General features: G+C 69.1%; 22 protein-coding genes. 13 read left to right on the top strand and 9 right to left on the bottom strand.

The genetic code is table 11. The annotated features are described in order from the left end of the window. Nucleotides 1–103 precede the first annotated feature (103 nt). From RZE79_RS11320 to RZE79_RS11355, 8 genes are all read left to right on the top strand, one after another. Complete coding sequence (locus RZE79_RS11320) at nt 104–775, top strand: amino acid ABC transporter permease (RefSeq protein ID WP_319360472.1); 672 nt, start codon at nt 104–106, stop codon at nt 773–775. 31 nt (nt 776–806) lie between these two features. Next, nucleotides 807–1,460, top strand: a complete 654-nt coding sequence (locus RZE79_RS11325; protein WP_099796310.1) for an amino acid ABC transporter permease — start codon at nt 807–809, stop codon at nt 1,458–1,460. 51 nt (nt 1,461–1,511) lie between these two features. Further along, nucleotides 1,512–2,309, top strand: coding sequence for a transporter substrate-binding domain-containing protein (locus RZE79_RS11330; protein ID WP_319360473.1), 798 nt, complete (start codon nt 1,512–1,514; stop codon nt 2,307–2,309). A 27-nt stretch (nt 2,310–2,336) separates the two neighbouring features. After that, nucleotides 2,337–3,092: an amino acid ABC transporter ATP-binding protein gene (locus RZE79_RS11335; RefSeq protein WP_056583293.1), complete on the top strand. Its 756-nt coding sequence runs from the start codon at nt 2,337–2,339 to the stop codon at nt 3,090–3,092. After that, nucleotides 3,092–3,835, top strand: a complete 744-nt coding sequence (locus RZE79_RS11340; protein WP_319360474.1) for a glutamine ABC transporter ATP-binding protein — start codon at nt 3,092–3,094, stop codon at nt 3,833–3,835. Before RZE79_RS11335 ends, RZE79_RS11340 begins: the two co-directional genes overlap by 1 nt. Before the next feature lie 10 nt (nt 3,836–3,845). Next, nucleotides 3,846–4,799 (top strand): sugar kinase, encoded by a 954-nt coding sequence (locus tag RZE79_RS11345; protein WP_319360475.1) that lies wholly within the window; start codon nt 3,846–3,848, stop codon nt 4,797–4,799. After that, nucleotides 4,799–5,779, top strand: a complete 981-nt coding sequence (locus tag RZE79_RS11350; RefSeq protein ID WP_319360476.1) for a D-glycerate dehydrogenase — start codon at nt 4,799–4,801, stop codon at nt 5,777–5,779. Before RZE79_RS11345 ends, RZE79_RS11350 begins: the two co-directional genes overlap by 1 nt. 454 nt (nt 5,780–6,233) lie before the next feature. Further along, nucleotides 6,234–7,262, top strand: a complete 1,029-nt coding sequence (locus RZE79_RS11355; RefSeq protein WP_319360477.1) for a LacI family DNA-binding transcriptional regulator — start codon at nt 6,234–6,236, stop codon at nt 7,260–7,262. Here the strand turns inward: RZE79_RS11355 and RZE79_RS11360 are convergent. Beyond that, nucleotides 7,228–8,892 (bottom strand): GMC family oxidoreductase N-terminal domain-containing protein, encoded by a 1,665-nt coding sequence (locus RZE79_RS11360; protein ID WP_319360478.1) that lies wholly within the window; start codon nt 8,890–8,892, stop codon nt 7,228–7,230. The genes RZE79_RS11355 and RZE79_RS11360 overlap by 35 nt on opposite strands. Nucleotides 8,893–9,050: 158 nt before the next feature. Here RZE79_RS11360 and RZE79_RS11365 point away from each other — a divergent pair, with 158 nt between their 5' ends. Further along, on the top strand, nt 9,051–9,698 hold the full coding sequence (locus RZE79_RS11365; RefSeq protein ID WP_319360479.1) for a response regulator transcription factor: 648 nt from the start codon (nt 9,051–9,053) through the stop codon (nt 9,696–9,698). Here the strand turns inward: RZE79_RS11365 and RZE79_RS11370 are convergent. Next, the gene (locus tag RZE79_RS11370) at nt 9,695–11,440 is read right to left on the bottom strand and encodes a hybrid sensor histidine kinase/response regulator (protein WP_319360480.1); all 1,746 of its coding nucleotides are present in this window, start codon (nt 11,438–11,440) and stop codon (nt 9,695–9,697) included. The two genes, RZE79_RS11365 and RZE79_RS11370, sit on opposite strands and share 4 nt — an antisense overlap. A gap of 143 nt (nt 11,441–11,583) precedes the next feature. Continuing rightward, nucleotides 11,584–12,234: a TetR/AcrR family transcriptional regulator C-terminal domain-containing protein gene (locus RZE79_RS11375; RefSeq protein ID WP_319360481.1), complete on the bottom strand. Its 651-nt coding sequence runs from the start codon at nt 12,232–12,234 to the stop codon at nt 11,584–11,586. Nucleotides 12,235–12,351: 117 nt separating this feature from the next. Here RZE79_RS11375 and RZE79_RS11380 point away from each other — a divergent pair, with 117 nt between their 5' ends. From RZE79_RS11380 to RZE79_RS11395, 4 genes are all read left to right on the top strand, one after another. Next, a complete protein-coding gene (locus tag RZE79_RS11380; RefSeq protein ID WP_319360482.1) occupies nt 12,352–12,921 on the top strand; it encodes a peroxiredoxin-like family protein in 570 nt (189 codons plus the stop codon). 171 nt (nt 12,922–13,092) lie between these two features. After that, nucleotides 13,093–13,902: a hypothetical protein gene (locus RZE79_RS11385; protein ID WP_319360483.1), complete on the top strand. Its 810-nt coding sequence runs from the start codon at nt 13,093–13,095 to the stop codon at nt 13,900–13,902. Beyond that, complete coding sequence (locus RZE79_RS11390) at nt 13,899–14,909, top strand: hypothetical protein (protein ID WP_319360484.1); 1,011 nt, start codon at nt 13,899–13,901, stop codon at nt 14,907–14,909. The genes RZE79_RS11385 and RZE79_RS11390 overlap by 4 nt, the downstream gene beginning before the upstream one ends. A 162-nt stretch (nt 14,910–15,071) precedes the next feature. Then, nucleotides 15,072–16,826: a carboxylesterase family protein gene (locus RZE79_RS11395; RefSeq protein WP_319360485.1), complete on the top strand. Its 1,755-nt coding sequence runs from the start codon at nt 15,072–15,074 to the stop codon at nt 16,824–16,826. Between the two features lie 162 nt (nt 16,827–16,988). On the opposite strand, the gene RZE79_RS11400 is transcribed toward RZE79_RS11395, so the two are convergent. The 6 genes from RZE79_RS11400 to RZE79_RS11425 all read right to left on the bottom strand — a co-directional run bounded on the left by RZE79_RS11400 (nt 16,989) and on the right by RZE79_RS11425 (nt 24,026). Beyond that, nucleotides 16,989–17,621, bottom strand: coding sequence for a response regulator transcription factor (locus RZE79_RS11400; protein ID WP_101492351.1), 633 nt, complete (start codon nt 17,619–17,621; stop codon nt 16,989–16,991). Next, the gene (locus RZE79_RS11405) at nt 17,618–18,679 is read right to left on the bottom strand and encodes a PAS domain S-box protein (protein WP_319360486.1); all 1,062 of its coding nucleotides are present in this window, start codon (nt 18,677–18,679) and stop codon (nt 17,618–17,620) included. Before RZE79_RS11405 ends, RZE79_RS11400 begins: the two co-directional genes overlap by 4 nt. 283 nt (nt 18,680–18,962) lie before the next feature. Continuing rightward, nucleotides 18,963–19,421 (bottom strand): RidA family protein, encoded by a 459-nt coding sequence (locus tag RZE79_RS11410; protein WP_101492354.1) that lies wholly within the window; start codon nt 19,419–19,421, stop codon nt 18,963–18,965. After that, nucleotides 19,418–20,404, bottom strand: coding sequence for a transglutaminase family protein (locus RZE79_RS11415; protein WP_319360487.1), 987 nt, complete (start codon nt 20,402–20,404; stop codon nt 19,418–19,420). Before RZE79_RS11415 ends, RZE79_RS11410 begins: the two co-directional genes overlap by 4 nt. A 15-nt stretch (nt 20,405–20,419) precedes the next feature. Further along, nucleotides 20,420–21,241 carry a basic amino acid ABC transporter substrate-binding protein gene (locus tag RZE79_RS11420; protein ID WP_319360488.1) on the bottom strand — a complete coding sequence of 274 codons (822 nt, stop codon included), beginning with the start codon at nt 21,239–21,241 and terminating at the stop codon, nt 20,420–20,422. Nucleotides 21,242–21,281: 40 nt separating this feature from the next. After that, complete coding sequence (locus RZE79_RS11425; RefSeq protein WP_319360489.1) at nt 21,282–24,026, bottom strand: circularly permuted type 2 ATP-grasp protein; 2,745 nt, start codon at nt 24,024–24,026, stop codon at nt 21,282–21,284. Between the last annotated feature and the right edge of the window lie 122 nt (nt 24,027–24,148).

A 24,148-nucleotide genomic window follows, 5' to 3' on the forward strand; every position in this document is an offset into this window, starting at 1 on the left:
ACGCCCACCTAGGGGAATCCCTAGATTGCTCTGAAACCGGTTTCATTTAAGCTGCAAGCATTCCTTTCAGGGTCCGCGCACGGCTCTCCGTGCCCGCTCCACCATGAACTACCAGTTCCAATTCGACGCCGTCTTTGCCGCCTGGCCGCTGTTGCTCAAGGGCACGTGGATCACGGTTCAGCTCTCGCTCATCGCCACCCTGCTGGGGCTGGTGGTGGCCATCTTCTGTGCCTGGGGAAAGACCTCGGGGCCGGGCTGGCTGCGCTTTATCGTCAATGCCTACATCGAGGTGATCCGCAACACGCCGTTCCTCGTGCAGTTGTTTTTCTTCTTCTTCGCGCTGCCGGCCATCGGCCTGCGCTGGTCGCCGCAAACGGCCGCGCTGGTGGCGATGGTGGTGAACCTCGGCGCCTACGCCACGGAAATCATCCGCGCGGGCATCGAGTCGATTCCCAAGGGGCAGATCGAGGCGGGCCGCGCGCTCAACCTCAAGCCCTGGGAAATCTTCCGCTTCGTCATCATCAAGCCCGCGCTGAAGGCGATCTACCCGGCGCTCACGAGCCAGTTCATTTTGCTGATGCTGAGCTCGGCGGTGGTCTCGGTCATCTCGGCCGACGACCTGACCTCGGTGGCCGCCAACCTGCAGTCGCAGACCTTCCGCAGCTTCGAGATCTACATCGTCGTGGCCGGCATCTACCTCGCGCTGGCGCTGGCCTTCTCGGCCATGTTCAAGCTGATCTACAAGCGCACGCTCAACTACCCGGACCGCCGGTAACTGACTGACCACGACGGACGGAGCACACACCATGCGCACCTTCGGTTTTCCCGAATTCCTTTTCATCCTCGAAGCGGCCAAGTGGACGCTCGCGCTGTCGGCCATCGCCTTCGTGGGCGGCGCCATTCTGGGGCTGGCCATCGCGCTGATGCGCACGTCGGAATCGACGTGGGCGCGCGCCGTGTCGACCACCTTCATCCAGATCTTCCAGGGCACGCCGCTGCTGCTGCAGCTGTTCCTGGTGTTCTTCGGTGCGCCGGTGCTGGGGCTGGACATCAACCCGTGGGTCGCCGCGGGCGTGGCGCTCATCCTGAACAGCGCGGCCTTCCTCGGCGAAATCTGGCGCGGCTGCATCCAGGCGATCCCGCGCGGCCAGTGGGAGGCGGCGCAGGCGCTCAACCTCAAGTACGCGGCGCGCATGCGCGACGTGGTGCTGCCGCAGGCTTTCAAGATTGCGCTGGCGCCCACGGTGGGCTACCTGGTGCAGATCATCAAGGGCACGTCGCTCGCGGCCATCATCGGTTTCGTCGAGATCACGCGCGCCGGGCAGATCGTCAACAACGCCACCTTCCAGCCGCTCATCGTGTTCTCGGTGGTGGCCGCCATCTACTTCGCGATCTGCTGGCCGCTGTCGCTGCTCGCGGCGCGCATGGAGCGCAAGCGCGCTCTCGCGCTGGCCCGCTGATCGATCCTCGTTTTTCTCGTCGCTTCCTTTCTTTTTCAGGAGACACATTCCATGACCCGTTCCACCACCCGCCGTGTTGCGCTCGCCGCCCTGGGCCTCGGCGCCGCCCTGACCGTGTTCGCGCCGTTCGCTTCGGCGCAAAGCGTGGCTGACATCAAGAAGAAGGGCGAGATCACCATCGGCATGCTGGTCGACTTCCCGCCCTACGGCACCACCGACGCCAAGAACCAGCCCGACGGCTACGACGCCGACGTGGCCAAGCTGTTGGCCAAAGACTGGGGCGTCAAGGCCAACATCGTGCCGGTCACGGGCCCGAACCGCATTCCGTTCCTGCTGACCAACAAGGTCGACCTGCTGGTCGCTTCGCTGGCCGTGACGCCCGAGCGCGCCAAGCAGGTGCAGTTCTCGCAGCCCTATGCGGCCGCGACCATCGTGCTGTACGGCGCGACCAAGACCTCGATCAAGGCCGCAGGCGATCTGAAGGGCCTGCGCGTGGGCGTGGCCCGCGCATCGACGCAAGACGTGGCCGTGACCAAGGCTGCCCCCGAAGGCACCGAAATCCGCCGCTTCGACGACGACGCCTCGGCCATGCAGGCGCTGATCTCGGGCCAGGTCGATGCGATCGGCTGCTCGGTCACCGTGGCGGCGCAGATCGCCAAGCGCGTGCCGGCCAACACCTTCGAAAACAAGTTCACGCTGGTGCAGCAATCGATGGGCATCGCGATGCGTCCGGGCCAGGAAGAGCTGACCAAGGCCGTGAACGAATTCGTGCAGAAGAACACCGCCAACGGCGAGCTGAACAAGCTCTATCAAAAGTGGCTGCAGGCCGACCTGCCGAAGATGCAATAAGCGAAAGCGCTTGAAGGGAATCCTGGCATGACGACGGAATCGATCATCCGCATGGAAGCGGTCAACAAGTGGTACGGTGAATTCCAGGTGTTGACCGGCATCGACCTGTCGGTGCGCCAGGGCGAGCGCATCGTGATCTGCGGGCCTTCGGGTTCGGGCAAGTCGACGCTCATCCGCTGCATCAACCGGCTCGAAACGGTGCAAAAGGGCCGCATCGTGGTCGACGGCATCGACCTCACCGCGGGCGGCAAGAACGTCGATGCGGTGCGCGCCGAAGTCGGCATGGTGTTCCAGCAGTTCAACCTGTTCCCGCACCTCACCATTCTGGAAAACTGCACGCTGGCGCCGATGCGCTCGCGCGGCATGACCAAGGCGCAGGCGGAAGAGGTGGCCATGAAGTACCTCACGCGCGTGCGCATTCCCGAGCAGGCCAAGAAGTACCCGAGCCAGCTCTCGGGCGGCCAGCAACAGCGCGTGGCGATTGCGCGCGCGCTGTGCATGTCGCCCAAGATCATGCTGTTCGACGAGCCCACGTCGGCGCTCGACCCCGAGATGGTCAAGGAAGTGCTCGACACCATGATCGGCCTGGCCGAAGACGGCATGACCATGCTGTGCGTGACGCACGAGATGGGCTTTGCCCGCAGCGTGGCCGACCGCGTGATCTTCATGGCCGACGGCAAGATCGTCGAGCAGGCACCGCCGCAGGAGTTCTTCGGCAACCCCAAGGACGAGCGCACGCGCCAGTTCCTCGGCCAGATCCTCAGCTCGCACCAAGCTCACTGATGGCCTTCGAAGTCCTGATTTCTCTGTCGTCCTTCGGTGCGGCCGAGGTGGGGCGGCACGGCCAGCTCTGGTGCTCGCAACTCTCGCGCGCCGCAGGTGCCGATTCGGTGGAAGTACGCGGCGAGATGCTGCGTGATGCCGAGGCCGAACTGCCGGCGCTGAACGGTCTCGCTTCCGTGTACTCCAGCCCCGAGGGCCTGTGGGCCGAGGGCGGCTGGCTCGACAGCGCCGCGCTGCAACGCGGCATCGCTGCCGCCACGCGCGTGGGCGCGAAGCGGCTCAAGATGGCGATCGGGGATTTCCAGCCGTCGTCGCACGGCTCGCTCTGGGGCCTGAAGGTCGCGCTGGCCGAGACCCGCGTCGAGCTGCTGATCGAGAACGACCAGACCGTGCGCGCCGGCACGCTGGCCGCGCTGCAGACCTTCTTCGACGTGGCCGACCGCGCCGGCGTGTCGCTCGGCATGACCTTCGACATGGGCAACTGGCACTGGCTCGGCGAGTGCCCGCTGCAGGCCGCGCAGGCGCTCGGCCACCGCGTGCGCTATGTGCATTGCAAGGGCGCGCAGCGCCTGCCGCACAAGTGGGTGGCGGTGCCGATGGGCGACTCGGTCGCGCCGTGGCGCGCGGTGCTGCGCGCACTGCCGGCCGACGTGCCGCACGCCATCGAATACCCGCTCGTGGGCGACGACCTGCTGGCCGTCACCCGCACGCAGATCGACTTCATCCGCGCCGCACGGGCGTAGGACTACACACATGACGGAACCTACCGCTTTCGATGTCGCCTTGTTCGGCGAAGCCATGCTGCTGCTGGTGGCCGACCGGCCCGGTCCGCTGGAAAACGCCGAGTCGTTCTTCAAGCGCACCGCCGGCGCCGAGACCAACGTGGCCATCGGCCTGTCGCGCCTCGGCCTGAAGGTCGGCTGGGCCAGCCGCCTGGGCACCGACTCGATGGGCCGTGCGCTGCTGGCCGCGATGCGCGCCGAAGGCATCGATTGCTCGCACGTGATCACCGACGCCACGCAGCGCACCGGTTTCCAGTTCAAGGGCCGCGTCACCGACGGCAGCGACCCGCCGATCGAATACCACCGCAAGGGATCGGCCGCGAGCCACATGGGCCCGGCCGATGTCGACGAAGCCTGGCTGCGCTCGGCGCGCCACCTGCATGCCACCGGCGTGTTCGCGGCCATTTCCGAGACCAGCCTGCAGGCCGCACTCAAGACCATGGACGTGATGCGCGCGGCCGGCCGCACCATCTCGTTCGACACCAACCTGCGGCCCACGCTGTGGTCGTCGACCGAGACGATGCGCCACTGGGTGAACGAACTCGCGTCGCGCGCCGACTGGGTGCTGCCCGGCATCGAAGAAGGCCTGCTGCTTACGGGCCACGACAAGCCCGAAGACGTCGCGAAGTTCTACCGCCAGCGCGGCGCGAAGCTGGTCGTCGTCAAGCTCGGTGCGGCCGGTGCGTACTACGACAGCGACGTGGCCGGCACCGGCCATGTCGACGGCTTCCCGGTGAAGGAAGTGATCGACACCGTGGGCGCGGGCGACGGCTTTGCGGCCGGCGTGGTGAGCGCATTGCTCGAAGGCCGCAGCGTGCCCGACGCGGTGCGCCGCGGCGCCTGGATCGGCGCGCGCGCCGTGCAGGTGCTGGGCGACACCGAAGGCCTGCCGACGCGGGCGCAACTGGAAGAAGCGGGACTCTGATGACAAAGAAAAATGTGCTGGTGTTCCGGGCGTTGCCTGAGGACCAACTCGCGCGCCTGCAGGCGGTGCACCACGTCACCGTGGCCGATCCGCGCAAGGAGCCCGAGGCTTTTGCCGCTGCGCTCGCCACTGCGCACGGGCTGATCGGTTCGAGCTACAACGTCGACGCCGCCCTGCTCGATGCGGCGCCGCAGCTCGAAGTGATTTCGAGCGTGTCGGTCGGTGTCGACAACTACGCGCTCGCCGAACTGCACCAGCGCGGCATCGTGCTGTGTCACACGCCCGACGTGCTCACCGAGACGGTCGCCGACACCGTGTTCGCGATCCTCATGGCCACGCAGCGCCGCGTGGTCGAGCTCTCGAACCTCGTGCGCGAAGGCAACTGGACCAAGAACATCGGCGAAGAATTCTTTGGCACCGACGTGCACGGCAAGACGCTGGGCATCCTGGGCTTCGGTCGCATCGGCCAGGCCGTGGCGCGCCGCGCCGCGCTGGGCTTCGGCATGCCGGTTCTCTATCACTCGCGTCGCGCGGTCGACCTCGCCACGCAGGCGCCCGAGTTGCAAGGCCGGGCCACCCACACGCCGCTCGATGATCTGCTCGCGCGCGCCGACATCGTGCTCGCGATGCTGCCGCTGACCGATGCCACGCGCGGCATGATCGACGCCGCTTTTTTCGCGCGCATGAAGCCGGGCGCGTCGTTCATCAATGGCGGGCGCGGTGCGACCGTGAACGAAGCCGCGCTGCTCGACGCGCTCGACCACGGCACCTTGCGCGCCGCCGGCCTCGACGTGTTCGCGAAGGAACCGCTGCCGGGCGAGTCGCCGCTGCGCACGCACCCGCGCGTGACGCCGCTGCCGCACATCGGCTCGGCCACGCATGAGACGCGGCATGCGATGGCTGAGCTGGCTACGACCAATCTGTTGCAGGTGCTGGCGGGCGAGAAGCCGACGGCGCCGTACGACACGGCAGGCGCATGAGACGTCCCATGTCTTTCTCCCCCCCCTCCCGGGGGAGGGCAGGGGTGGGGGCCAGCGGCGCATCCATCGAGCGCTCTGCCTGCCCCCATCCCAACCTTCCCCCGGAAGGGGAAGGAGCAATACAGACGCGTCGGCCGCGAATGCCGGGCATGTCTTTCTCCCTCCCCCTCTGGGGGAGGGCAGGGGTGGGGGCAAGCGGCGCATCCATCGCGCGCTCTGCCTGCCCCCATCCCAGCCTTCCCCCGGAAGGGGAAGGAGCAATACAGACGCATCGACCGCGAAGGTCCGACCTGTCTTGCGCCCTCTCCCCTCGGGGAGAGGGCGGGGGTGAGGGCAGCGGCCATCGCACAAGCATGCGCCGCATCAGCGCCGCCGGCCCTCACCCCAACCCTCTCCCCAAGGGGAGAGGGAGCCAATGCCGGCCACCGCGTTCCTCGCCTTTCGGGGGCAGACCATGAAACCCACAGGCCGCGCCACCATCGCCGACGTTGCCGAAGCCGCCGGCGTCTCCAAGGCCACCGTCTCGCGCTTCCTGAACCACCGCGAGCGCCTGCTGAGCCCCGACATCGCGACGCGCGTCGAGGCCGCCATCGCCAAGCTGGCGTATTCACCGAGCCCGATGGCGCAGGCGCTGAGCCACGGCCGCTCGCGGCTCATCGGCCTGATCGTGGCCGACATCACCAACCCGTACTCGGTGGCCGTGCTGCGCGGCGCCGAGAAGGCCTGCCAGGACGCGGGCTACCTCGTGATGCTGTTCAACCTCGGCAACGAGAGCGAACGCGAGCGCGAGGCCATCAATGCGCTCGCGGGTTACCAGGTCGACGGCTTCATCCTCAACACGCTGGGGCGCGGCAGCAACGTGGTCGATGCGGTCACGCTGCACGGCAAGCCCGCCGTGCTGGTCGACCGCCGGCACACGGGCATGCACACCGACTTCGTCTCGCTCGACAACCACGCCGCGATGCGCGACACCTGCGGCCACCTGGTCGAGGGCGGCTACCGCGAGCTGCTGTACGTTACCGAGCCGCAGAAGGGCGTCAGCTCGCGGCGCGAGCGCACGGCCGCGTTCGGCGCCTGCGTGGCCGCGCACGAGCCGCGTGTGGCGGGCGAGGTCTTCGAATCGGTCGAGGGCGAGAACGACGCGCTCGACGAGGCCTTGCGCGCGCTGCGCCAGCGCGCCAAGCGCGGCCGCCGCGCAGCGGTGGTCGCGGGCAATGCCGTGGTCACGCTGCGCGTGGCGCAGGCCATGGCGCGGCTCGACTGGCGCTTCGGCGCCGACCTGGGCTTCGTGGGCTTCGACGATCCCGAATGGGCCTCGCTCATCGGGCCGGGCCTGAGCACCGTGGCGCAGCCGACCGACGAGATCGGCCGTGCTGCCGCTACCTGCCTCATCGAGCGCCTGCGCGGGCTCGACGCGGCACCGCGTCAGCTGCTGCTGCCGGGCGAACTCATGGTGCGAGGCTCGTCACAGGCACTGCCGTAGCGGGCTGTGCGGCGGAGGCAACCGGCCCGCGCATCCAGCCGGCTGCACGCTCCGCGATCATGATGGTGGGCGCGTTGGTATTGCCGCCGATCAGCGTCGGCATCACCGAGGCATCGACCACGCGCAGGCCCGCGATGCCGTGCACGCGCAGTTGCGGGTCGACCACCGCCATCGCATCCACGCCCATCTTGCAGGTGCCCACCGGGTGGTAGATGGTGTCGGCGCGCGCGCGGATGTGCTGTTCGAGCTGCGTGTCGGTGTGGGCGTCGGCGGTGTAGACCTCGCGGTGGCGGTACTTCTCGAGTGCGGGCGACCGCATGATCTCGCGCGTCTTCTTCACGCCCTGCAGCAGCAGCGCCATGTCCTCCGGGTCGGCCAGGAAGCGCGGGTCGATGCGTGGCGCCGAGTCGGGGCTGGCGTCGGTGAGGCGCACGTCGCCGCGGCCCTTGGGGCGCAGCACGCACACATGGCACGAGAAGCCGAAGCCCGCGTGCAGCTTGCGCGCATGGTCGTCGGTGATCGCGATCACGAAGTGCAGCTGCAGGTCGGGCCGGCGCAGTTCGGGCGACGACTTGATGAAGGCGCCGCCTTCCGCGAAAGGCGTGGCGACCAGGCCCGTGCCGTCGCGGCGCCACTGGCCGATGGCCTTCAGCAGCTGCAGCCCGCCGACCGGGCCGATGCCGAACATGTCGGTCTGCTTCGACTTGTAGGCGACGATGAAGTCGCAGTGGTCCTGCAGGTTCTGCCCCACGCCGCGCAGCGCATGCCGCACTTCGATGCCGTGCCGCGCGAGTTCGTCGGGGTCGCCGATGCCCGAGAGCATCAGCAGCTGCGGCGAGTTGAAGGCGCCGCCGCACAGCGCCACTTCGCGGCGCGCGCGAATCGTCTCGACCTTGCCGTCGCGCCGCACCTCCACGCCCACCGCGCGCCGGTCTTCGAGCACCACGCGCAGGGCCTGCGTGCCGGTCAGCACGGAGAGGTTGGGGCGCTGGTCCATCACCGGGTGCAGGTAGGCCGCGGCGGCCGAGCAGCGCTCGCCGTTCTTCGCACCGCCGTGGAACTGCGTGACCTGGTAGAGCCCCGCACCTTCCTGCTCGGGGCCGTTGAAGTCGTCGTTGCGTGGAATGCCGCACTCGGCGGCGGCGCGCACGAAGGCCTCGCTGAGGGCGCGCGGGCTTTGCTGCTCGGCCACCTGCAGCGGGCCGTCGGCGCCGTGCAGCGCGCTCGCGCCGCGCTGGTTGCCCTCGGCGCGCAGGAAGTGCGGCAGCACCTCCTCGAAGCCCCAGCCGGCGCAGCCTGAACGTTCCCAGTCGTCGTAGTCCTCACGGTGGCCGCGCACGTAGAGCATGGCGTTGATCGCGCTCGAGCCGCCGAGGCAGCGTCCGCGCGGCTGGTAGCCGCGCCGCCCGTTCAGGCCGGGCTGCGGCACGGTCTGGTAGGCGTAGTTGTTGAGGCGCGGGCGGCCCGGCAGCATTGCGACCACGGCGGCCGGCGCCCGCACAAGAATGCCGCGGCCGTCGCCGCCGGCCTCGATGAGGCAGACCGTCACCGACGGGTCTTCGCTCAGGCGCGAGGCCAGCGTCGCGCCGCCGGAGCCGCCGCCCACGATCACGTAGTCGAATTCCGCCATGGCATCTGGTCCTTCTTGTCGTTGGATATTGGGGAGCGCCGATGCGCCGATGCGTGCACGGCATTGTGGCCAGCGACCCCGGGGTCGCGCCCAGCGGGTTTCCCCTGTTGGCCACGGGAAACCGTGGGCCAGGCGCAGGTTGCGGCCAGAATCGGAACATGCCCGCCACCATCCTGCTGATCGACGACCATGCGATGTTCCGCGAGGGCCTGTTCCTCGCGCTGCGCGAGGCCGAGCCCTCGATGACCGTCGCCACGGCCCGCAACGGCGCCGAAGCGCTCGAAGCACTCGCCACCTTGCCCCGGCTCGATGCGGTGATGACCGACTACTACCTGCCCGACCTCGGCGGTGCAGCCCTGCTGGCCGAGCTGCACCGGCGGCGCAGCGGCCTGCGCATCCTGGTGCTGTCGGCGTCGGAAGACCCGCAGGACATCGACACCGCGCTCGACGCCGGCGCGCAGGGCTTCGTGCACAAGTCGGCCGACAGCCAGCAGCTCATGGACGCGCTGCGCCGCGTCATGGCGGGCGAGCAGAACGTGGTGCAGGCCTCGCCGGCGGGTGCCGTCATGTTGCCCGTGCTGTCGACGCCGACCGATGCGCTGAGCACGCTCACGGGGCGGCAGTCCGAGGTGCTGCAGCTCTTGTGCGAAGGGCTGCGCAACGCCGAGATCGCGCTGCGCCTGACCACCAGCGAGAAGACGATCAAGGCGCACATCTCGGCGATCTTCGGCGCGCTCGGCGTGACCAGCCGCACGCAGGCGGTGATCGCGGCGCGGCGCGCGGGGATGCTCGGGCGGCCGCGCTAGCCGGCAATCAACTGCGACACCGTCGCCTGCAACTGCGCCGGGTCCACCGGCTTGTGCAGCATCTGCCAGCCGCGCGCCGCCACGTCGCTCAGGCGCCGCGGATCGGTGTCGCCGCTCACGATCAGCGCGGGAATGCCGTCGTCGTTGTAGTCCTCGTGCAGGCGGTCGACCACGTCGATGCCGGTTTCGCCCGCACGCAGGCGGTAGTCGCTGATGATGAGCGCCGGCTTGCCCGTCTGACGCGCGGCGAGCGCCAGCAGCTCGTCGCCGCTTTCGGCCGCGATCACGCGCAGGCCCCAGCTTTCGAGCAGCAGCTGCAGGCCGTGGCGGCTTTCCCCGTCGTCCTCGGCCACGAGCACGAGGCGGCCGGTGTCGGCCGGCAGCGGCGGAGGTGATGCCTCAGGCACGGGCAATGCCTGACGCGACAGCGGCACCGTCACCGAGAACACCGTGCCCCGGCCGACGCGCGAGCGCAGCGCCAGCGGATGGCCCAGCAACGCGGCCGTGCGCCGCACGATGGCCAGGCCCAGTCCCAGTCCCTTGGTGCGGTCGCGCTCGGGGTTGCCGAGCTGATGGAACTCCCAGAACACCTGCTCCTGTTCGGTGGGCGGAATGCCGACACCGGTGTCCCACACCTCTATGCGCAGCGCGTCGGTGCCCGCACGGCGACAGCCGATGAGCACGCCGCCGCGCGCCGTGTAGCGGATCGCGTTCTCCACCAGGTTGCGCAGCACGCGGTCGAGCAGCGCGGGGTCGGAGTGCACCACGGCATCGCTCGCGCGCAAGCGCAGCGACAGCGACTTGCCCGCTGCCTGCGGCGTGAACTCCAGCACGATCTGATCGAGCAGGCCCGCCAGCGCAAACGGCCGCGCCTTCACGCGCACCACGCCCGCGTCGAGCCGCGACACGTTGAGCAGGCCTTCGAACAGCAGCCCCATCGCGGCGGCGGCGCGGCCGATGCTGTCGACCAGGTGCCGGCTCGCCGCCGGCAGCGCCTGCTCGCGCAGCACGCCTACGAACAGGCCCAGCGCATGCACCGGCTGGCGCAGGTCGTGGCTGGCGGCCGCGAGGAAGCGCGACTTGGCCAGATCGCTGCGCTCGGCCGCGTCTTTCTCGAGGCGCAGCTGCCGCAGCAGGTAGAGGTTTTCAAAACGCAGCTCGAGCGAATCGACCTGCGTGCGGTACATGCGCTGCGCGAAGGCCAGCGTGACGAACAGGTAGAGCACGCCGGCCGCCGACATCACGCGCAGCAGCACGTCGTCGAGCGTGGCCATCGCGGCAATCGCGGGCACGAAGTACGTCACCTGGAAGCCGTAGAGCAGGCCCAGGTCGATGCAGTAGGCGTAGATCGCGCCCGTGCCCATGGTGAGCATCGCCACCACGATGAACATCTGCTGCGGCAGAGCGACCTGCAGCATCCACCCCGCGAGCGGCAGCCCCCACAGCAACCCGCCGAGCACCGCACCGACCATGGCGCCGCGCTGCCAGCGGCGCAGCGCGCCCGCATCGTGCTCGGCGTGCCGGTAGCGCGCCACCTGCCACGCGCGCGCCGCCGTGAGCGCCGCGTTGGCGCCGACCCAGGCCAGCAACTGCTCGTGTGCGACAGCGCCCCACAGCGCCACGACCACCAGCCCCGCCGTGAGCATCACGCCGAGCAGCGAGAACGGGAAGTTGCGTCGCAAGGCGGCCATGCGCGCGGCGAAGACGGGGTCGGCGGGCGTCGTGGGTGGGGTGGCGCTCATCGGTGTGTGTGGGCAGGGAGGGTGGGGTTGCCGAAGATGGCGATCGCAAGGTAACGCGTGGGGCGGGAGGCGTCATGGGACTTTAGTCCCATGCCTCTTGCGCGCTGGAACGGATCGGGGCACTCGCCTTGGCCTTCGCGGCGTCAGGCTTGCGGCGCAGCATCCGCGCGCAGGCCGTCGATCAGGAGCGACAGGCTCGCCCGGAACTCGGTCTCCGCATCGCTGGCCGTGGCGGCCGTCGCGATCTCGATCAGGTGCGGGAACCGGTCCGGCGGCAGCGCCTGGAACCGCGCGATGGTGTCGTCGGGCGATTCGTCGGCCTGCAGCGTGAGCGGCCCGGCGAGTTCGGCTTGTGCGGCGCCCATGATGAGCGCGGACACCGCACGGAAACCCACGAGCAGGCGGGCGCCGCTGCGGCCGCTTTGGGCCAGCGTGTGCAGCAAGGCTTCGGTCACCTCGAACACCGCGGGCGAGCGGCTGCGCTTCGTGAGGATGAGGGGAATCACATGGGGATGGTCGCGGATCACGCGCCACAGCGCGATCGCGATGTCTTCCAGTGCTTCGTGCCAGGGCAGGTGGCCGTCGGTCTCCCAGCGCACCTTGCCCAGCACCGCCTCGACCACCAGCATCTCAAGCTCCTCGCGTTGCGAGACGTAGTTGTAGAGCGTCATGGCGCCGGTCTCCAGCCGGCTCGCCAGCGCACGCATGGTCAGGCCGGAGAGGCCGTCCGCATCGACCAGCGCCAGTGCGGCCTGCTGGAGCTGTTCACGGGTGAATTTGGCGGGACGTCCCATGCTTGACTCCGTTTCTGAAAGGCGTTCAAATTAATAAACGTACAGTGTACTTAAAAATCTCCGGACTCCTTCCCGCATGCAGTCCGGCCTCTTCGCAACCCCTCTGAAGGAGCATCGATGAAGTTCTCGCCTGGCGATGTGGTGCCTGCCACGACCCTGGAAACGATCCATGGAAAGCACGTGCAGCTGCCCGACGCCGGCGCGCGCTGGGTCCACCTGCAGTTTCGCCGGTTCGCGGGCTGCCCGGTCTGCAACTTTCATCTGCGAACCTTCGCCCAAAGGCAAGACGAGCTGGCAGCGGCGGGCATTCGCGAGATCGTGCTCTTTCACTCGTCCGCGCAGGAAATGCGCAAGTACCAAGCGCAGCTTCCATTTGACTGCGTGGCCGATCCCACCAAGGCGCAGTACCGGCGCTTCGGCGTGGAAACCTCGCGGCTGGCGTTCCTGCATCCGCGCGTCTTCTGGAGCGGCCTGCGCTGGATTCTTGCGACCGGCCGCTTCTACAGAAAGGCGGAGAACGGCATCACGGGGCTGCCGGCCGACTTGCTCATCGACGCGCGAGGAACCGTTGTCGCGGCCCGGTACGGCCGGCACGCGGACGACCACTGGGGGGTCGACGAACTGTTGACGCTGGCCGCGAGTCCGCCGCGGTCCCGCGAGGCTCCGGCGCACGGGTTTCCGCAATGAACGCCTTCTAGAATCAAACGACACACTTGTCTGCAAACATCGGGCAAGCCGCATCGTTCGTTTTCTTTTTTCATGCCTCACTTTCGACCGCGTTCCGCTTTCCTCGCTTTCCTTCTTCTCTCTTCCTTCGGCGCTGTCGCACAACAAAGTGCGACACCCCAACTCGTCCTCGTGCCGCATCACGAGCGTGCGCAGGAAGACGCCCAGGCCCCCGCACTCGACCTTGCCGTGACGCGCTTCGCGGGCATGGCGTCGGGCTCGTACTACTGGCCCGAAGGCCTGCTGGCCGAGCAGCTGATCTCGGGCCTGGCCTCGCGCCCCGACCGCAAGCAGCAGGCGCTGCCTGACGGCCAACGACTGCTTTCGTCTTATCGCCGGCCCTACGACGGTGGCGAGCGCGCGGCCGTGCTGGTCGACGACCGCAGCGGCGATGTGCTGGCTGCGGCACTGGTGCATCGCAGCTGCGGCAAGGACTCGTCGTCGAGCGGTTGCCTCGACGACCAGCACGCCGTGCTCTCGGTCTTCCTGCGCCCCGGCTTCGACCGCACCAAGGCGCAACCGCTGGTCGCGTGGAGCCAGCAGGTTCCCGACCGCATGCAGGGCGGCGAGGGCGTGGGCGAGAAGATCGCCACCACCGAGTACGTCACGATGGACGCCGCGCGCACCACGGCGCGCCCGATCGTGCGGCCCAACAAGGCCTTCTCCGCGCAGGTGCCGCTGTACCCCAAGGCGCTGATCTACGGCACCGCGCAAGACGCGCTGAGCGACGCCAAGGCCAAGCGCGTGCTGCGCCTGCAGACCGTCGACACGCCGGAGCAGGTGCTGGCGTTCTACAAGCAGCTGTCGCCGCCGCTGAAGGACATCGAATCCGGCGACGGCTTCATCGCCGGCAGCCGCAACGGCCTGAGCTTCTCCGTCAGCACGACGATCCCGCGCGACATGCCCGCGATCACGAACATCGAAGTGGAAATTTCCGAATGAAGAAGACCTTGATTCAGTCGGCGCTGGCGTCGCTGGTGTTCGCCTGCGCGCTCACCGCCCACGCACAAGACGCTGCCGCGCCCGCCCCCGTCACGACGGAGCTGCCGCCGCCCGCGCTGCGCCTGAGCGAGCAGACGCGCATCCGCAGCGCCGTGATCGGCCTCGTCGGCTACGCGCGCGGCAGCTACACCGAGCCCGACACGCTGATCGCGCAGCAGCTGCTCGAAGGCATGCGCTCGAAGTTCGACGTCACGCGCACCGTGTGGCCCGACGGCCGCCAGGTCATTGCGTCGGTCAGCGGCAACGGCCACGGCGAAGAGCGCGCGGCGATGCTGATCGACGCCGACGGCCGCGTGCAAGCGGTGGGGCTGGTCAACGGCCACTGCCGCGCGGCCGCGAAGCGCGACGACCCCAAGGTGTGCAACCCCTTGCCGCAGACCGTGCTGTCGGTCTTCCAGCACGCCGGTGCCAGCCAGGCCGATGCCGCGCCGCTGGTGGCCTGGAGCAAGCGGCTGCCCTCGTACCTCGCGGCCATGGCCGAGAGCGACGATCCGGCGGACGTGGCCGCCGCGCAGAAGATCGCGCGCGTCGAGTACATCACCGGCCAGCCGAACGTGCCGGGCTGGCGCGTCGCGCAGTTGCCGCCGGGCTTCCCCGCGTCGCTGCATCCGATGCTCGTGCAGACGGCCGAGGTGAACAGCTCGGCCAGCGCCGGCAAGATCGTGCTGCCCAAGGGCCTGGCCGGCCTGCCGATGCGCACGGCCTACGAGCGCTCGCAGCGCCCCGAGGCGCAGTTGCCCGACGCCGAGGTCACGCTGCGCAGCTACGAGCCGATCGCCAAGCTGGTCGACACCTACCGCGAACTCGCGAAGGGCGCGACGCTGGACGAAGAGGGCCGCGAGGTCGTCTTCAACGGCACCGACGGCGCGGGCCGCTACAGCGTGCGCCTGCGCGACGCGAAGGAAACCGGCGTGTTCATCACCGTCGCGAGCTGGAAGCGCAAGTAGCCCGAGCCGCTTGCATGGCCCTTTGCGGGCTGGATGTCAATCGGCGGATTCTTGCTGCGGCCCTCCGATGACACCGAGGCGGCGGCGCAGGGCGCTCACGAGAATCGATGCATGACCCCGGTCGTCAGAGCCGGTCGCATCCACCTCCAGGAGACAACCGCCATGCATTGCCCTCGCTCTTTCGCAGGCCTCTTTCGCCTGCTGCTTCGCACCACGGTCCTGTGGGCGCTCGCCGTGCTCGCAGCGCCCGCGCTGGCCGCCTACAACCAGAGCCTCACGCGCGCGCTCGACGCCGGCCAGATCTACGGCAAGGTTGCCGCCAACAACACGCACGCCTTCCTGGGCATTCCCTTCGCGCAGCCGCCGGTCGGCAGCCTGCGCTGGCGCGCCCCGCAGCCGCCGCAACCGTGGAGCGGCGCGCGCGCCGCGACCACGCTGGCCGGCATGTGCGCGCAGGTCGGCAACCCCTTCGGCGAGCCCGATCCGGCCACCTTCGGCCAGCCCGTGGGCACGGAAGACTGCCTGTACCTGAACGTGTGGCGCCCGAACTCCAGCGCCGAGAACCTGCCGGTGTTCTTCTGGATCCACGGCGGCAGCAACACGAAGGGCTCGGCGCGCGAGCCGGCCTACGACGGGGCCTACCTGGCGCAGAAGGCCAACATGGTGGTGGTCACCGTGCAGTACCGCATGGGCATGCTGGGCTGGCTGAACCACCCGGCGATGAAAACCGGCAACGCGCTGGACGACTCGGGCAACTTCACCACGCTCGACCTCGTGCGCGCGCTCGACTGGGTGAAGGCCAACGCGCGCGCGTTCGGCGGCAACCCGGGGCTGGTGACGGTGGCGGGCCAGTCGGCCGGCTGCATCAACACCTGGGGCCTGCTGCAGTCGCCGCTGGCCGATGGCAAGTTCCATCGTGCGGTGTGCATGTCGGGCGTGCCCAACGCCTACCCGCCGGTGGTGGGCACGCTGGCGGCCGACTCGCTGATCGACAGCCTGCTGGTCGACAGCGGTCGCGCTTCCACCGCGCTGCAGGCCGCGGCGCAGCGCCTTACGATGAGCCAGTCCGACATCGCCGCGCTGCTGCGCGGCGCGAGCGCGGCGCAGATCATGAAGTTCACGCCCAGCCCCGTGGTGCCCGGCCACTTCACCGACGGCACCGTGATCCGCGCGAGCGGCCTGCCCGGGCTGATTGCGGGCAACTACAACAAGATGCCGCTGATGATCGGCTCCACGCATGACGAGGGCTCGTACTTCGCCTTCCTGTTCGGCATGGGCCAGCCTTCGCAGCAGGAGCTCTGGAACCTGAGCAACTACGCGGCGCCCGGCAGCGTCACTTTCAACCAGCTGATCAAGCCTGAGTTCCAGCCGATCTACACGCAGACGCATGAAGTGATCAGCTACGCGCTGGACAACGTGATCGACAACGTGATCCGCGTGCTGCGCCTGCAGAACGGCGACATCTACCGCTACAACTACAACTGGGACGACACGCCGCAACCCTGGAAGGACACCTTCGGCGCATTCCACGGCATCGACGTGGCCGCGCTGTTCGGCAACTTCGTGACCGACGAGCCGAACTTCATGCGCTTTGCGTGGAGCAGCGCGAACGCGAGCAGCCGCAAGGCGCTGTCGGACAAGTTCATCGGCCACACGGCGAGCTTTGCCCGCTACGGCGCACCGAGCCGCATGTTCGACGGCCAGACGACCTGGAACAACTGGACCAACTTCGTGTGCCTGCTGTGCAGCAAGCGGATGGTCTTCGACAACCAGCCGCGCATGTCGGCCGACGACTACCTGTTCTTCTGGCCGCGTTACTCGCTGCTGTCGCCGCAGCAACGCGAGTTCCTGTTCCAGCAGATCGATTTCAATGCGCTGCCCGATTCGGTCGATCCGCTGCGCAACGGTACCCGGTAGAGCTCGCCCCCAGGCTTCGCGCACTTCGTGTCGCTTCTCCAACCCCCTACCGGGGGCGACACCTGCAGCCCGGCAAAGCCGGTTCTGCGGTGTCTCGCGAAGGGATCGCGCCGGTTTCGTGCGGCGCGGAAGGTGCGCACGCCGTGAAAAAACCTGCAACGCCTACTGGATGATCCCGTGCCGCACGGCATAGAGCACCAGCTCCGCCGTGCTGGCCACGCCCAGCTTGTCGAGGATGTTGCTGCGGTGCGTGCTCACGGTCTTCACGCTGATGAGCATCTCGTCGCCGATGGCCGTGAGCGAGATGCCCTTGAGCATCATCAACATGATCTGGTGCTCGCGCACCGTGAGCCGCTGGTGCGCGGGGCGGTCGTCGCGGCCTTCGAGCTGGCCGCTCACCTGCGAGGCGGCGCGCGCGCTGAGGTACTGGCCGCCGGCCGCCACGCAGCGGATCGCGCGCACCAGCTCGGCGGGCTCTGCATCTTTCGCGATGTAGCCGCGTGCGCCGGCCTGGATGGCGACCAGCGCGTACTGTTCCTCGGCGTACATCGACAGCATGAGCACCGGCAGCGCGGGCTGCGCCGCGCGCATCGAGGCCAGCACTTCCAGGCCGTTGCGGCCCTCCATGTTGATGTCGAGCAGCACCACGTCGAAGCGGCGCTGACGCACGAGCTCGAGCGCCTCGGCGCCGTTGCCGGCCTCGGCCGTGGTGCGCAGGTCGGTCTCGTCGAGCAGCAGGCGCTGCAGGCCCGAGCGGAAGATCGTGTGGTCGTCGACCATCAGGATGTCGATCATGCGGTGCCGCTCTCCGGGTGCAGCGGCACGCTCAGTGCGAGCCGTGTGCCCGCGCCGGGCGCCGAGCGGATGTGCAGCTCGCCGCCGATCTCGCGTGCGCGCTCGCGCATGCTCAAGAGGCCGAGCGCGCTGCCCTCGGGCGCGTCGGTGTCGAAGCCGCGGCCGTCGTCGTGCAGCACGAGTTGCAGGCGCTCGGCTTCCACGCGCAAGCGCACATCGACGTGCTGTGCTTTGGAGTGGCGCGAGATATTGGTCAGGCCTTCCTGGAAGATGCGATAGACCGCTGTCGCGTGCCTGGGCGCGAGCCGCAGCGCGGGTGCGTCGGCGTCCAGCGAATGCGGCACGCCCGAGCGCCGCGTGAAAGCCTGCAGTTCGTTCGCGAGCGCCACCGACAGATCGAGGTGGTCGAGCGCGCTGGGGCGCAGCGCCTCGGAGATCTGCTTGACCGTGTCGATGGCCTGCTGCGTGAGCGCGATCAGGCCCTGCGTGAGCGCCTGCACCTCGGGGTTGTCGGCGCGGCGCTGGATGCGCGTGGCGTCCATCTTGATCGAGGTCAGCATGCCGCCGAGCACGTCGTGCACGTCGCGCGACAGCGCCAGCCGTTGCTCCTCAAGCTTGTTGGCGGTGTAGGCGGCCAGGGCCTGCAGCTGCTCGCGCGAGCGCTGGCGTTCTTCCTCGTGGCGCACGCGGTCGGTCACGTCGACGCCCACGCCCATCACGGCCGGGCGGCCGCGGTAGGTGATGCGCGAGCCGTGCACTTCGACAAAGCGCACGCGGCCGTCGCGGTGCAGGCCGCGCGTGATGAAGTGCATGCTCGGCGGCAGCCCCGCCAGCCGGGCGCTGATGCGCGAGCGCACCACCTCGAGGAAGTCGGGCGGCACGATCTGCGCGAGCGACATGCCGGTCGCTTCTTCGGCCGTGTAGCCCGCAATGCCGGCCCAGGTCGCGTTGCAGTACACGAAGCGGTCGTCCTGGATCACGTAGATGCCCGCAACCATCTGTTCGACGATGGCGTCGAAGGGAATGTCCGGCTGGCGCTCGGGTGCGGGGTCGGTCATGGCGTGGGCGGTGGCGCGCTGCATGATAGGACGCGGCCTGCGCCGGGCACCCCGCGCCCGAGGGTTTGCGAGCAGCAGGGTTCCCCGTAGCGTCGGCCGGAAATGTCCGATTGCCGCGCGCGACGCACGAGGCCATGAAGCGGATGCTTCGGCGTGAGCGCAGGGGGATATCGGGGGCCGGAGGGGCGGCGACCTTGGGGTGCGCCCGCGTCCGGTGACGCTGCCAATGGCTGGCAGCGGCGGACGGCCTGTTCACCAGGAACGGCGCCGCCCGAAGGAAGGATCAGCTGATCTCGGCGATCAGGTCGATCTCGACGCAGGCGCCCATCGGGACCTGTGCCACGCCGAAGGCGCTGCGTGCATGCGCGCCCTTTTCGGCGCCGAACACTTCGGCGAAGAACTCGCTCGCGCCGTTGGTCACGAGGTGCTGTTCGGTGAAGGTGCCGACCGAGTTCACGAGGCTCATCAGCTTGACGATGCGCTTGATCTTGTTGAGGTCGCCCACGGCGGCGTGCAGCGTGCCGAGCAGGTCGATGGCGATGGCGCGTGCGGCCAGCTTGCCTTCTTCGGTGGTGATGTTGGCGCCGAGCTGGCCCACCCACGGCTTGCCGTCCTTCTTGGCGATGTGGCCCGAGAGGAACACGAGGTTGCCGGTCTGCACGAAGGGCAGGTAGGCGGCCGCGGGGACGGCGACCGGGGGCAGGGTGATACCGAGGCTGGAAAGCTTGTCGTAAACGCTCATGGAGACTCCTGATCTGGGGATAACGGTGACAGATGTGATTGTGTCTGCGTTTGCGCCGGCGACTGCGGCAACGCGATCACTTCCCCCACGGGTTGCACGGTCACGCCGACATGCAGCGTGTGGCGCGCACCGCCATGCAGTACGCCGCGCATCGGCGAGACGTCGGAGTAGTCGCGCCCGATGGCGAGCGTGACGTAGTCCTCGCCGGGCTGGCGGCCGTTGGTGGGGTCGAAGTCGGCCCAGCCACCCATGCTCTCGGGGCCTTCGCCCTCGCCGGGCAAATACACCGACACCCACGCATGCGAGGCGTCGGCGCCGACCAGGCGCGGCTGGCCCGGCGGGGGCTGCGTGAGCAGGTAGCCGCTCACGTAGCGCGCCGGCAGGCCCATGGCGCGAAAGCACGCGATGAGGATGTGCGCGAAGTCCTGGCACACGCCCTTGCGCTGCGCCAAGGCTTCGACGGCGGGGGTGTTGATCTCGGTGCTGTCGGCGTCGTAGGCGAAGTCGCGGTACATGCGCTCGGTGAGGTCCATCGCCACGTCGAAGGTGGGACGCTCGGGCACGAAGCTGGCGCGCGCGTAGGCCACGAAGTCGTCGTGGCGTGGCACGTACGGCGAGGGAAACACGAACTCCGAGGCGGGGTCGAACGGTGCGTCCTTGCGAAAGCGGAAGCGCTCGCGCACGGTCTCCCAGGGCAGCTCGCGCGCCACGGCGGGCGAGAGCACGGGCTCCGAGGTTTTCACGACGCTCTCGGCCGTGACGATGAGGTGGTCGTGCGTGGCCTCGAGTGCAAAGAAGGCGCGCGTGTTGCCGTACAGGTCGGGCACTTCGGTGTGCTGCGCGGGTGCGGGGTCGATCGTGAGCTCGTGGCTCACGAGTTCCTGCGACGCGGTGGCCAGGGGGCGCAGGTGCGCCAGGTGCTGCGCCGTCTCGACCGCCGGCGCGTACGCGTAGCGCGTTTCGTGGGTGACGTGCAGCAGCATCGCGCGGCTCGCTGTTTACTTGGACTCGGCGCCGAAGTGCGCGGCGTAGATCTTGGCGTAGGTGCCGTCGGCCTTGATGTCGGCCAGGCCCTTGTCGATCTTCGCGAGCAGCTCGGCGTTGCCCTTCTTCACGGCGATGCCGTACTGCTCGGCCGAGAAGCCGGCGTCGCTCACGGTCTTGAAGCCGCCGCCCGGGTTGTTGGCCAGGTAGTGCGCGACCACGCCGTTGTCGGCCACCACGGCCTGCACGCCGCCGGCTTCGAGTTCCTTGAGCGCCAGCGGCGTCGACTCGAAGCGCTTGATGTCGGTGCTCGACTTGCCGAGCAGCTTGCCCACCACCTCGTCGCCGGTGGTGCCGTTCTGCACGCCGACCTTGAGCTTCTTGATGTCGTCGAACTTCGTGACGGTCGAATCGCTTTTCACGGCGATGAGCTGGCGGGCCTCGAAGTAGGGCTGCGAGAAGTCCATCGTCTGGCGGCGCTCGGGCGTGATCGTGATGGCCGACACCAGCAGGTCGCGGTCGCCCAGGTCGAGCGTGTTGAAGATGCCTTCCCACGGCGTGTTGACGAACTTCACCTCGATGCCGGCCTTCTGCGCGACGGCCTTCACCACGTCGATGTCGAAGCCCACGACCTCGCCCTTTTCGTTCTGCGATTCGAAGGGCGTGTAGGCCGCGTCGGTGCCGACGACCAGCACGCGCGGTGCGGCAGCGGGCGGCGGCGTGGAAGCGGCCGAGGGCGCGGCGGGTTCCTGCTTGCCGCAACCGGCGAGTGCAAGGCCGACCAGCAGGCTGGCGGCGGTCAGTGTGAGACGGCGGTTGAGGGCGATGCATGGCATGGAAATGCCTCCTTCGAAATATCGTTGTCTAGTTATGAGATCAGGCCCCGACGGAACGCAGCGATTCCGACGTGAGCGTGAAGTACCGCGTGCCGATGGCGTCCGAGACGTGGTACGCCGCGGTCTCGCAGGTGGCGAGCAGCTGCACCAGCGCGGGGTAGTCGGCGCCGGGGCCGGCTGCGCACAGGTGTTCGAGCGTCCAGGTGGCGGGGTCGGGCAGCTCGTACGACAGGGCCGTGAGCTTGCCCGGCGCGCTGCCCGCGAGCCGCGCGATGCGCCCGCGCAGCGTCTGCGTGACCCAGGCCAGCGAGCGCGGGTTCTCGGCATCGAGCACCAGCAGGTCGACCAGCGTGGCGACGTCGCGGCGCTGCTGGTAGCGCGCGTGGAAGGTGATGGTGCTGTCGAACAGCGCCACCATGGCCTCGAAGCCGCTCACCTCGTGCACGGCGCCGTTGGCAAAGCCGGCCTCGAGCGCGCTCGACAAAAAGGCCAGCCGTTCGATGTGGCGGCCGATCGACAGCAGCCGCCAGGCGTCGTCGCGCGTCATGCGGTCGGTCTGCGCGCCGGTCATGGCGGCCAATGCGGTGCTGGCGGATTCGAGCGCGCGCAGGGCGGCGCCGGCCGCAAAGCTGCCTTCGCCGGCCTGCTCGGCCGCGCGCCGCAGGAAGTCGCTTTCGGCGCGCACGATCTGGTTCCAGTTGTCCTGCGACAGCCGTTCGCGCACGGCCGCCGCGGCCTGCCGGATGCTGCGCAGGCTGTAGCCCACGCTGCCGCCGTGGTCGACATCGCCCAGCTCGGCGATGAGTGCGCGCTCGAAGACGCGGCGCGATTGCGGTGCGCTCGGCGCCTCGGCCGGCACGAGCGCATTGCGCACCGCCATGCGGTGCAGCCATTCGAGCAGCGGGCGCGACGACAGGTCTTCGCTGCCCAGCAGATTGAGCGTAAGCCGCGCCAGCCGCACCGCGTTCTCGGCGCGCTCGGTGTAGCGGCCGAGCCAGAACATGTTCTCGGCCGCGCGGCTGGTGACCGGCGCGCGGTGCCGCGCGAGCGAAGCCGGCGTGGCGTGCGGTTGCAGCAGCGTGGTGCGGTCGACCTCGCCGTGCGTCTGCACCCAGACGTCGGCACTGCTGCCGCCGCGCTGCATCGAAGCGATCTGTGCGTCGGGTCCCGCGAGGCGCGCCAGCCCGCCGGGCAGCACGCGCCACGACTGCGGGCCGTCGCTCACTGCGAACACGCGCAGCATCAGCGCGCGCGGCGCGATGTGGCCGGGGCCGAGGTCGCTGGCCCAGGTCGGCATCTGCGACAGCGGCAGGTAGCCCTGCACCGTGTGGACGTCGCCCTCGCGCACGATGCGGCCGGCCCATTCATCGATTTCGCGGCGGCTGAGCTGGCTGCCGAACACGGCGTCGAAGCTGGAGCGTCCCTCGAAGCCGGGGTAGGTCGGCTTGATGGCGCTCTCGCCGAGCTGCGGCAGCACGGCCTCGAGCGAGGCGCGTTCGCCGCACCACCAGGTCGGCAGCGCCGGCAGCTTGAGCTTCTCGCCGATGAGCCGCAGCGCCAGCCCCGGCAAGAAGCCGAGCAGCGCGGGCGACTCAAGAAAGGCCGAGCCCGGCATGTTGGCCACCAGCAGGTTGCCCGCGCGTATCGCCTGCAGCAGGCCCGGCACCCCGAGCGTGGAGTCGGGGCGCAGCTCCAGCGGGTCGAGGAACTGGTCGTCGAGCCGCTTGATGAGGCCGTGCACCGGGCGCAGGCCCTGCAGCGTTTTCAGGTACACGCGCTGGTCGCGCACCGTGAGGTCGCTGCCCTCGACCAGCGTCAGGCCGAGGTAGCGCGCCAGGTAGGCGTGCTCGAAGTAGGTCTCGTTGTACGGGCCGGGCGTGAGCAGCGCGATGTGCGGCGGCGAGCCCGAGGGGCACATGCGCTGCAGGCCTTCCATCATGGCGCTGTAGGTGGCGGCCAGCCGCTGCACGTGCAGCGCCTCGAAGGCCTGCGGAAACTGCCGCGTGATCGCCAGGCGGTTCTCCAGCAGGTAGCCCAGGCCTGAAGGCGCCTGCGTGCGCTGCGAGACCACCCACCAGTTGCCGTCGGGGCCGCGTGCGAGGTCGAAGGCGGCGATGTGCAGCCAGGTGTCGCCCGCCGGCTTCACGCCATGCAGCGCGCGCAGGTAGCCCGGGTGGCCGCGCACCAGCGCCGGCGGCAGCAGGCCTTCGGCGAGCAACTGCTGCGGGCCGTAGGCGTCGGCCATCACGCGGTCGAGCACGCGCACGCGCTGCTGTACGCCGTCCTCGATCTGCGCCCAGCTCTCGGGCGAGACGATCAACGGGAACAGGTCGAGCGACCACGGCCGCTGCGGTCCGTTGGCGTCGGCGTACACGTTATAGGTGACGCCGTTGTCACGGATCTGCCGCTCGAGGCTGACCGCACGCCGCGGCAGGTCGTTGAAGCCGCCGGGGCCGAGCTGTTCGAAGAAGGCGTTCCAGGCGGGGGTGAGGGGGGGCTGGTCGCTGGAAGGGGAGGACTCCTGTCCTTGCGACTGTGACTGGGAGGACGACTGCGATTGCGATTGCGACGGAGCCGGTCGTTCCGCGGCGGCGTCGTACAGCAGCGGTGCCGCGGCGGGCGCCGGGGCCGCGCCCGGCAGGGGCCGCGAGGGCACCGCAGGCGTCGCCTCTCCCCGCAATTCGTCGAAATGCCCGGGCAGGGCCGCCGGCGCGAGCGAAGACGCCAGCGCCGCCGGATGCTCCGGGGCCTGGGCGTCGAACAGGGATTCGTTCAGGGGTTCCACAGGGGGGAGATTGTCACATCACCGTCACCGGGGCCCTGCGAGCGGTCCGGCGAGGCGAAATGAAGGCGTTGAAGGTCCATGTGCTTCCCAGCCGCCTTCATGTCTCAACTCTCGGCGTAGGA

Source organism: Variovorax sp. EBFNA2 (genome assembly GCF_033802765.1).
GTDB lineage: Bacteria > Pseudomonadota > Gammaproteobacteria > Burkholderiales > Burkholderiaceae_C > Variovorax > Variovorax paradoxus_H.